Genomic DNA, 817 nt, shown 5'->3' on the forward strand with positions numbered 1-817 from the left:
CTCGGACCTGACCGGATGGAGCCGGCGCCCTTTCGCCGCCGGCTCCGTCACCCATGACGTGTACGAGAAGGGGGCCGGGCCCGGGGTGATCCTCGTCCCGGAGATCCCCGGCATCACCCCCGAGGTGCTGGGCCTGGCCGAGCACCTGGTCAAGGAGGGGTTCACGGTCACGGTCCCCTCCCTGTTCGGCACCCCCGGCCGCGCGGACTCCCCGCCCTACACCCTCGGTGTGGTGGCCCGGCTGTGCGTGTCGGCCGAGTTCCGGGCCTTCGCCACGAACGCCCGCCGCCCCGTCGCGGACTATCTGCGCTCCCTCGCCCGTGACCTGGCCGCGCGCACCCCCGGCGCCGGCGTCGGCGTCATCGGCATGTGCTTCACCGGCGCCTTCGCGCTGGCCGCCGCCGTCGATCCCGCCGTACTCGCCCCCGTCGTCAGCCAGCCCTCGGTGCCGTTCCCGACGAGCCGCACCCGCAAGGCCGATGCCGGGCTCGCGGCCGACGAGCTCGACGCCGTGGCCGCCCGCACGCGCGGTGAGGGACTGTGCGTGCTCGGTCTGCGCTTCAGCAAGGACGGCATCTCCCCGGCCGAGCGGTTCGGCACGCTCCGTGCCCGGCTCGGGGACGCCTTCGAGGTCATCGAACTCGACTCCGCCCCCGGCAACGCGGGCGGTTTCGCCAGGAGCGCGCACTCCGTGCTGACCGCCGAGGTCCGCGAGACCCCGGGCCACCAGGCCCTCGCCGCCCGCACCCGGGTCGTCGCCTTCCTGCGGGAACGCCTCACCCCCACGGCCTGAATGTGACGTGCGTCTCACCATCAC

Annotated in this window: 1 protein-coding gene; it reads left to right on the forward strand. The window is 74.4% G+C overall.

Features of this window, described 5'->3' with window-relative positions; translation table 11 throughout:
- The coding region (locus TN53_RS41280; RefSeq protein WP_063776303.1) for a dienelactone hydrolase family protein at nt 1-793 on the forward strand (793 nt) is incomplete at its 5' end.
- Nucleotides 794-817 lie beyond the last annotated feature (24 nt).

The organism is Streptomyces sp. WM6386 (assembly GCF_000972385.1).
Classification (GTDB): Bacteria; Actinomycetota; Actinomycetes; order Streptomycetales; family Streptomycetaceae; genus Streptomyces.